This is a genomic window from Actinomadura sp. NPDC048021, assembly GCF_040653135.1.
Taxonomy (GTDB): domain Bacteria; phylum Actinomycetota; class Actinomycetes; order Streptosporangiales; family Streptosporangiaceae; genus Spirillospora; species Spirillospora verrucosospora.
In genome coordinates this window covers 71,519-79,522 of the sequence record NZ_JBEZJQ010000036.1, presented here as the reverse complement: position 1 = coordinate 79,522, position 8,004 = coordinate 71,519, and the positions used below count along the sequence as shown (strand labels likewise).

At 71.7% G+C, this 8,004-nt stretch carries 8 protein-coding genes; 4 read left to right on the top strand and 4 right to left on the bottom strand.

Translation table 11 applies throughout. The features are described 5' to 3' along the window. Positions 1-215, top strand: a 215-nt coding sequence (locus AB0C87_RS38945; protein ID WP_360581696.1) for a hypothetical protein, incomplete at its 5' end; no start/stop codon positions are given. Between the two features lie 260 nt (positions 216-475). Next, the gene (locus AB0C87_RS38940) at positions 476-865 is read left to right on the top strand and encodes a VOC family protein (protein WP_353835688.1); all 390 of its coding nucleotides are present in this window, start codon (positions 476-478) and stop codon (positions 863-865) included. Between the two features lie 109 nt (positions 866-974). Here AB0C87_RS38940 and add read toward each other — a convergent pair whose 3' ends face one another. Next, positions 975-1,967 carry an adenosine deaminase gene (gene add / locus AB0C87_RS38935; RefSeq protein ID WP_360581695.1) on the bottom strand — a complete coding sequence of 331 codons (993 nt, stop codon included), beginning with the start codon at positions 1,965-1,967 and terminating at the stop codon, positions 975-977. Between the two features lie 183 nt (positions 1,968-2,150). Between add and AB0C87_RS38930 the strand changes: the two genes are divergently transcribed. After that, positions 2,151-3,269, top strand: coding sequence for an NADAR family protein (locus AB0C87_RS38930; RefSeq protein WP_360581694.1), 1,119 nt, complete (start codon positions 2,151-2,153; stop codon positions 3,267-3,269). 33 nt (positions 3,270-3,302) lie between these two features. Here the strand turns inward: AB0C87_RS38930 and AB0C87_RS38925 are convergent, their stop codons facing one another. Beyond that, positions 3,303-4,181: an A/G-specific adenine glycosylase gene (locus tag AB0C87_RS38925; protein ID WP_360360735.1), complete on the bottom strand. Its 879-nt coding sequence runs from the start codon at positions 4,179-4,181 to the stop codon at positions 3,303-3,305. A gap of 69 nt (positions 4,182-4,250) precedes the next feature. On the opposite strand from AB0C87_RS38925, the gene AB0C87_RS38920 reads away from it, so the two are divergent. Next, positions 4,251-4,862, top strand: coding sequence for a hypothetical protein (locus AB0C87_RS38920; protein WP_345185714.1), 612 nt, complete (start codon positions 4,251-4,253; stop codon positions 4,860-4,862). A 520-nt stretch (positions 4,863-5,382) separates the two neighbouring features. On the opposite strand, the gene disA is transcribed toward AB0C87_RS38920, so the two are convergent. Next, positions 5,383-6,465 (bottom strand): DNA integrity scanning diadenylate cyclase DisA, encoded by a 1,083-nt coding sequence (gene disA, locus AB0C87_RS38915; protein WP_179845771.1) that lies wholly within the window; start codon positions 6,463-6,465, stop codon positions 5,383-5,385. A gap of 113 nt (positions 6,466-6,578) precedes the next feature. Continuing rightward, positions 6,579-8,003, bottom strand: coding sequence for a DNA repair protein RadA (gene radA / locus AB0C87_RS38910; RefSeq protein WP_360581693.1), 1,425 nt, complete (start codon positions 8,001-8,003; stop codon positions 6,579-6,581). Position 8,004 lies beyond the last annotated feature (1 nt).

Sequence of the window (8,004 nt, the reverse complement as noted above, 5' to 3'; positions counted from 1 at the left end):
TCCAGCGCGAGATCGAGGACACCCTGTCGGAGAAGATCCTCTACAACGAGCTCAAGCCCGGCCAGATCGTCATCGTCGGCACCGAGGGCTTCGACTCCGACAACACCGACACCGCCGAGAACGCCAAGTTCACCTTCAAGGGCGTGCCGAAGCCGTCGACCGTCCCCGACAGCCCGCCGCCCATCGAGGGCGCGGTCAACTTCAACAAGGACTGACGTCCCGCGCGCGAAGGCCCGCGACCGGTTCCCGGTCGCGGGCCTTCCGCACGTTCGCGGCTCGCACGTTGGCGGTTCGCATGTTCGCGGCTCGCACGTTGGCGGCTCGCGCGTTGGCGGCTCGCGCGTTGGCAGCTTGCACGTGGCAGCTTGCACGTTGGCGGCTCGCGTGTGGGGGTGGCTCGCGTGTGGGTGGCTCGCATGGGCGCGATTCTCCTGGGCAGCCTCCCCTCACAAGATCGACTGTCTCGGGAGCCGCCATGAGCCGTCTGACCCTCTCCGCCCCCGTCCTCGACGCCCCCGACCCGCACGTGCTGGCGGACTTCTACCAGCGCCTCCTCGGTTGGACGGTCGTGCAGGACGAGCCCGACTGGGTGAAGCTGCGTCCCCCGGGCGGCGGAACCGGCCTGTCGTTCCAGACAGAGCCGCTCTACAAGCCCCCCACGTGGCCTGCCGCGGACGGCGCCCAGTTGCAGATGGCCCACCTCGACTTCGAGGTGGACGACGTAGACGCCGCCGGAAAGCACGCCGAGGCAGTGGGCGCCGTCCTGGCCGACTTCCAGCCGGATGACGACTTCCGGGTCTACCAGGACCCGGCGGGGCACCTGTTCTGCCTCTTCACGCGCGAGCCGGAGAAGCCGGTGGGTTAATCCACAGAACGCCGTTCGGTCTCCGGCGCCCGCCGCTCTCGGGAACCCTGAAGGTGACTTCAGGGAGGCCCAGTGTGCGACCAGATCGCCATCCGAAGACCCCGCCCGCTCACCTCGAAGCGGAGGGGGGCGGGGTGGCAAGCCAGGCCTGTATCGCTTCTCCGAGGGCCTTCTTGGTCTGAGGCGGGGCGAAGGAGGCGGTGACCGAGGCTCGGGCCAGGTCGGCCAGGGTGAGGTCGTCGTAGGCGAAAGTGGCGCGGACGTGCGCGTACTCGGTGGCGAGGGGGGTGTTGATCAGGGCGGGGATGTCGGTGTTGAGAGTGACCAGCAGGCCCGCTTCGCGGAGGCGGGGGAGGGGGTGCGCGTCCAGGGACGGGACGAATCCCAGCGCGACGTTGGAGGAGGGGCAGACCTCCAGGGGGATCCCGCGTTCGCGGACCTCGGCCACCAGGTCGGGATCGTCCAGGATCCGGATGCCGTGGCCCAGCCGCTCGGTGCGGCCGGGGCCGAGCGCCTGCCGGATGCTGGCCGCGCCCTCGGCCTCGCCCGCGTGGTGGACGACGTGGAGCCCGGCGTCGTGCGCGGCGGCGAAGACCTCGGTGAACGGGTCACCGGGGTGGGCCTCGTCGCCGGCGAGGCCGACGGCGACCACGCGCTCGTGACGCCGGGCCAGGTCCAGGGTCCGCCAGGCGCGCTCGACGGAGCGGCGGCGGGAGTGGTCGAGGATCACGCGGCACTCGATGCCGAAGGCCTCCCGGCCCGCCTCAAGGCCCTCCAGGACGGCCGCCAGAGGCATGCCGAGGTCTCCGAGGCGCTCGCCGTGCGCGGCGGCCGTGAACGAGACCTCGGCGTACCGGACGCCCTGGGCCGCCTCGTCCTCGCAGAACTCGTAGGCGATGCGGTGGAAGTCCTCGGGCCGCTGCAGGCAGGCGCGGACGAGGTCGTTCTGCGCGAAGAAGGAGGCGAAGTCGCCGAACGCGCCGAGGTCTTCGGGGACCGGCACGCCGTTGGCGGCGCCGATCTCGCGGAGTGTGGCGCCGCGGACGGTGCTCTCAAGGTGGACGTGGAGGTGGGCTTTGGGCAGGGTCAGCAGATCACGCACTGGCGTACGGTACGAGCCCGGGCCCTGGGCTGACGAGCGAATTTCCGTTGACCGGCGGGGCGGGACCGGCCCAAGATCGACCGAATGCGCGGCCCCGAGGTGCGGTTCGGGCCACCGGGTGAGGTGACGGCGGCCGAGCGGCTGCGCTCGGCGTCCCTGGATGAGGATTGAGGAGTTTCCCTGTTGCTACGGATCCACCGGACAGAGGATGGACGGCGCATCGAGGGCGTCGCGCGGCCCGTCTTCATCCACAACGGCTCCTACCACCTCACGAACCTGCTGGTGTTCGCGGACGGCGCCATCAACTGCTGGGAGTGGGTCGACCTGGAGGGTCTTCGGGGGAAACTCGAATGCGGCTGGGTGGTGACGGAGGTACCCGAGGGCGGTGAGATCAGCGCGTTCGAGCTCGGCCGGTGGAAGGCCGCCGAGCCGATGTTCGGCCTCACCTCGGAGATGCTGCTGGGGGAGGTGGCCGACGACATCGAGCGCCTGAACGACCGGCCCGATTCCACCGACCGCTGTCTGGCGGCGCTGGACCGGTACCTGGAGTCGCGTGACGAGGCCGACCGGCTGGCGCTGCGCGAGGCCTACCTGGCGATGCCCGCCCACAAGCGCCACTACTCGCTCGGTGACATGGACAACAAGGACCGGCCGCTGGTCTTTCTGTGCACCGACGTCGGGGAGCGTCCGATCGGCGGCTGGTTCGACGATGACGTCGTGACCGAAGCCATGCGGGAATGGGCTCTGGACTACTTCGCGGAGGAGGCCCGCGCACGCGCCGAATACGAATCGAAGAGGTCGGGGGACGATCCACAGGAACCCCCGGGCGGGACGATTCACCTGGGCGGGCGCGTGTTTCCGCGAGGATGGCCGGAGAACCCGGGAATCGACGCCCTTCAGAACGACTACCCGGCCCCGATCGAGGCCGGCGGCGTCCTCTACCCGTCGGTCACGCACGCCTACTGGGCGCTGTCCACCGAGGATCCCCAGGTCCGGGAGCGGATTCGCGCCGTGGAACGCCCCTACGACGCCCAGAAGCTCGCCGAAGAGGCCTCACGCGTCCAGGGATGGCCACAGGTCAGGACGGCCGTGATGGCGGGCCTCATGCGCGCCAAATACGCGCGGCATCCCGAGCTGGCGGAGATCCTTCTCGGCACGGGAGACGCCCCCATCGGGTATGGCGGAATCGAATCCGACCACTGGATCACGCGCGGAGACAGAGGCCGCAACTGGGTGGGCCGGCTGCTGGAGCTCATCCGATCCGAAATACGCGCACAGAGAGCCGGCCTGCCATTCCCCTGAGAAGGCGGATCCCCTGCGGACGGTCGCGAGAGTTCAGCCGGGAAGGGCGTAGCGGCCGTCTTCGAGGGGGTCGACCAGGCCGTCCGCGATGAGGGTGTCCAGGGCGCGTTCGCGTTGGACGGCGTCCGACCAGACGACGTCCAGGGCTGGTTTCTCGACCGGGTGCTCGGCGTCCCGCAGGACGGCCAGGAGTCGCCCCCGGCATTGCCGGTCGGTGCCGGCGTACGTCTGGCCCCTTCGCGGCGGCCCGTCGTAGGCGGGACGGCCGGTCAGCTGCCACGTGCACCTGTCGATGACGGGGCAGTCGACGCAGCGAGGCGAACGGGCTGTGCAGACGAGCGCGCCCAGTTCCATGACCGCGACGGCCCAGCGGGCGGCGGTCGGCGGGTCGAGCGGCAGGAGGCTCTCCGCGAGTGTGACCTCGGCCTTGGTCTGCGCCTTCGGCGGGTACTCGACGCCGGAGAGTAGCCGGGCCAGGACGCGGCGGACGTTGGTGTCGAGGACGGCGTGACGCTGCCGGAACGCGAAGCTGGCGACGGCGGCGGCGGTGTAGGCGCCGATGCCGGGGAGCGCCAGCAGGTCCGCGTGCGAGGAGGGGACGTCGCCGCCGTGCCGTTCGGTGATCGCGCGGGCGGCCTCGTGGAGGCGCAGCGCGCGGCGCGGGTAGCCGAGCCGGCCCCACGCGCGGACGGCCTCGCCGGACGGTTCGGCGGCGAGCGCGGCGGGCGTCGGCCAGCGGGTCGTCCAGGCCTCCCAGACGGGCAGGACGCGGGAGACCGGTGTCTGCTGAAGCATGATCTCGCTGACGAGGACGCCCCAGGGGGTCGCGTCCGGCGCCCGCCACGGGAGGTCCCGTGCGTTCGCGTCGTACCAGGCGAGGATCGGCGTGGTGAGTGCGGATTCGGTGTTCATGGCGCGTCGCCATTGTGGCACGCGGCGGGTCGCCCGCTCTTCCCGCCCGGGTGAATGCATACTGCCCGCATGGGGGCGAACACTGAGCGCGACCGGGACGGCTCTGGGCTCGATCGGTACTGGCGCCGGCGCGTGTGGGCCCTGGCAGGCGTCCTCGGGGCCGTGGGCCTGCTGGCGTGGACGTGCCAGGGAGGCGCCGGGGAGGAGAAGCCGGGCCGCGACGCGGGCGCGGCCGAGCGGACGAGCGCCCCGCCGCCGAGCGCGATGCCGACGGTCACCGTCACCACGACGACCACGCCCGCGCCGGAGCAGGCCGACGGCGGCCCCTGCGGCCGCGGTGACCTCGTGGTGAACATGTCCGCCGCGAAGAACGTCTACGCGGGGTCCGAGCGTCCGGAGTTCCGGGTCACGGTCGTCAGCACGCGTGACGGCTCCTGCGCGTTCGACACGGGGTCGCTGGAGGTGCGCATCACCTCCGGCGCGGACCGCGTCTGGTCGTCGAGCAAGTGCCGCAAGGGCGACGCCCCCAAGGCGACGCTACGGCGCGGCATCCCCTACGTCGACGACGTCGTCTGGGACCGCCACCGCGACTGCAAGAACACCGTCCGAGCCCGCCCCGGCACCTACGTGGCCACCCTGAAAGGCGCGAAGGCCAAGAAACAAGTCTTCGCCCTCCGCTAACCCCTCGCCCACACCCCAACCCGCTCCGCCTGTGCTGGCCGCAACCCGCTCCGCCTGTGCTGGCCGCAACCCGCTCCGCCTGTGCTGGCCGCAACCCGCTCCGCTTGTGGTGGCCCCAACTCGCTCTGCTTGTGGTGGCCCCAACTCGCTCTGCTTGTGGTGGCCCTTGCCCGCCGCCTGCGCGCCGTCCCGCCGCCAGGGCTGCCTCGGGTTGCGCGGCCGGAGTTGCCGAATGTCGTGGCTGCGCTGGCCCGCTGTGAAGGGCGCAACGAATCTTCAGCTCCGCCGATCCAGGGCCTGCACTGCCTGGGCCCGCTGACTGTGGTGGCCGCCCGCTGCCTGCGCTGGGCGGTGCTGCTGCCTCGGCCCTCTTCGCTCGCCTTGCGGCTCGCTACGTGACCGGGCCTGGGCGAATGCGGCATCGCTTCGCGATCTGCCCGGCTCCACTCGCCGCCGACTTCGCTCCATCGGCCAGGTCACGCGTTCGCGCGTGCGGCCGAGGGCCACTTCGAGGCAGGCCCTAGACGTAGCGTTCGAGGATGGACGATTCGGCGAGGCGGGAGAGGCCCTCGCGGACGCTGCGGGCGCGGGACTCGCCTACGCCGCCGACCGCCTGGAGGTCGTCGATGCTGGCGGCCAGGAGTTTCTGCAGGCCGCCGAAGTGCTCGACGAGGCGTTCGACGACCATGCTCGGCAGGCGCGGGACCTTGGCGAGCAGCCGGAAGCCCTTGGGGCTGACGGGCAGGTCGAGGGCGTCCGGGCCGGCGAAGCCCATGACCTCGGCGACCGTGGACAGGTCGAGGAGCTCGTTGGCCGACAGGGTGTCGAGGGACGACAGGATGGCGTCCACGCCGCGGGTGCGGGTGTCGTCGGACGGGTAGTCGCGGACGATCAGCTGCCGGTCGACGTCCACGCCGGAGACCAGCTCGTCGAGCTGGAGGGACAGCAGGCGGCCGTCGGTGCCGAGCTCGACGACGTAGCCCTCGATCTCGTCGGCGATGCGGCGCACCATCTCCAGGCGCTGGACGACGGCGCTGACGTCGCGGACGGTGACGAGGTCCTCGATCTCCAGGGCCGACAGCGTGCCGGACACCTCGTCGAGGCGCAGCTTGTAGCGTTCGAGCGTCGCCAAGGCCTGGTTGGCCTTGGAGAGGATGGCCGCCGAGTCCTCCAGGACGTAGCGGATGCCGTCGAGGTAGAGCGCGATGATGTGCATCGACTGGCTCACCGAGATGACCGGCAGGCCGGTCTGGCGGGCGACGCGCTCCGCGGTGCGGTGGCGGGTCCCCGACTCCTCGGTGGGGAGGGTGGAGTCCGGCACGAGGTGGACGGCGGCGCGGACGATGCGGGTGTGGCTGTCGTCGAGGACGATCGCGCCGTCCATCTTGGCGAGCTCGCGCAGCCGCGTGGCGGAGAACTCGACGTCGAGCTCGAAGCCGCCCGTGCACAGCTCCGCGACGGGCTTGTCGTAGCCGAGCACGATCAGGCCGCCGGTGTGGCCCCGCAGGATGCGCTCCAGTCCGTCCCGGATCTGGGTGCCGGGAGCCACCGCGGCCAGTGTGGCGCGGCGTCGTTCGTCATGACCCTTGTCGTGTGATGGCACCTGGCCCCCGGAGGTCGCTGGACGGCGCCAGTTTACCGAGGCGGGCCGCGCGCTGGTTCCTCCCCAGGTCGCAAGCGTGCGTTGTGTGAAGTAATACTCTGGCGGGACGCCTGTCAGGGAGCGGTAAACGCGACCTGCAGCGCCTGCTGGAGGCTGTCGACCTCCATGACCTTCATGCCCTCGTAGCTGCTGAGCTGCGGGTCGGCGCGTTTGAGGGGCCCGTCGGCCAGTTCGAGGGAGCCGCGCGGGATGACGGCGTACTTGAACCCGAGCCGGGCCGCCTCGGCCAGCCGCCGCTGGACGCCGGGCACGATGCGGACCTCCCCGGCGAGGCCCACCTCGCCGAGCGCGATGAGGCTCGTGGAAAGGGCCTGCTCGACGGTGGAGCCCGCGACGGCGAGGCCGAGGGCCAGGTCGACGGAGGTCTCGGCGAGCCGGACGCCGCCGACGGTCGAGACGTACACGTCCTGCTCGTGCATGGAGATCTTGCAGCGCTGCGCGAGGACGGCGAGGACCATCGCGACGCGGGAGGTGTCGAGCCCGGAGGTGGCGCGCCGCGGCGCGGGCAGGTGCGACTTGGCGACGAGGGACTGCACCTCGGCGACGAGGGGGCGGCGCCCTTCGAGGGTGACGGTGACGCAGGTTCCGGGGACGGCCTCCTCGCGGCGGGTGAGGAACAGGCCGCTCGGGTCGGGCAGCCCGACGATGCCGACCTCGGACAGGTCGAAGCAGCCGAGCTCGTCGGTGGGGCCGTACCGGTTCTTCATGGCGCGGATCATGCGGAGCCGGGAGTGCCGGTCGCCGTCGAAGTACAGGACGACGTCGACCAGGTGCTCCAGGAGGCGCGGCCCGGCGATCGAGCCCTCCTTGGTGACGTGGCCGACCAGCACGACGGTCATGCCGCGCTCCTTGGCGACCCTGATCAGGTTGGCGGCGACCTCGCGGACCTGGGTGACGCCGCCGGGCGCGCCGTCGGCCTCGGAGGTGCCGATCGTCTGGATGGAGTCGACGACGAGCAGCCCGGGATCGACCGACTCGATGTGGCCGAGGATGGCGGACAGCTCGGTCTCGGCCGCCAGGTACAGCCGGTCGGTGATCGCTCCGACGCGGTCGGCGCGCAGCCGGACCTGCTCGGCCGACTCTTCCCCCGTGACGTACAGGACGTTGCCGCCTTCGGAGCCCGCCGCGTCCGCCGTCGAGGCCAGGGCGGCGACCTCCAGCAGGAGCGTCGACTTGCCGATGCCGGGCTCGCCCGCCAGCAGCAGGACGGCTCCGGGCACGATGCCGCCGCCGAGGACGCGGTCGAGCTCGTCCAGGCCGGTGGGGCGCGTCTGCGCGGACCGCACGTCGACCTGGCCGATCGGGCGGGCCGGTGAGCTGACCGGCCCGGCCGACACGACCCGGGCCGGGGTCGCCGACGCGGCCTCGGTGACCGTTCCCCATGTCTGGCACTCGCCGCAGCGCCCGACCCACTTGGAGGTCTGCCATCCGCATTCCGAGCACCGGTAGGCGGCCTTGGCCGTCTTCGCCTTCGCCATG

Excerpts from the sequence above, each read along its gene's own strand:
- AB0C87_RS38920 (WP_345185714.1), top strand. The coding sequence starts at position 4,251 with ATGGGGGCGAACACTGAGCGCGACCGGGACGGCTCTGGGCTCGATCGG.
- AB0C87_RS38940 (WP_353835688.1), top strand. The coding sequence starts at position 476 with ATGAGCCGTCTGACCCTCTCCGCCCCCGTCCTCGACGCCCCCGACCCG.
- AB0C87_RS38925 (WP_360360735.1), bottom strand. The coding sequence starts at position 4,181 with ATGAACACCGAATCCGCACTCACCACGCCGATCCTCGCCTGGTACGAC.
- radA (WP_360581693.1), bottom strand. The coding sequence starts at position 8,003 with ATGGCGAAGGCGAAGACGGCCAAGGCCGCCTACCGGTGCTCGGAATGC.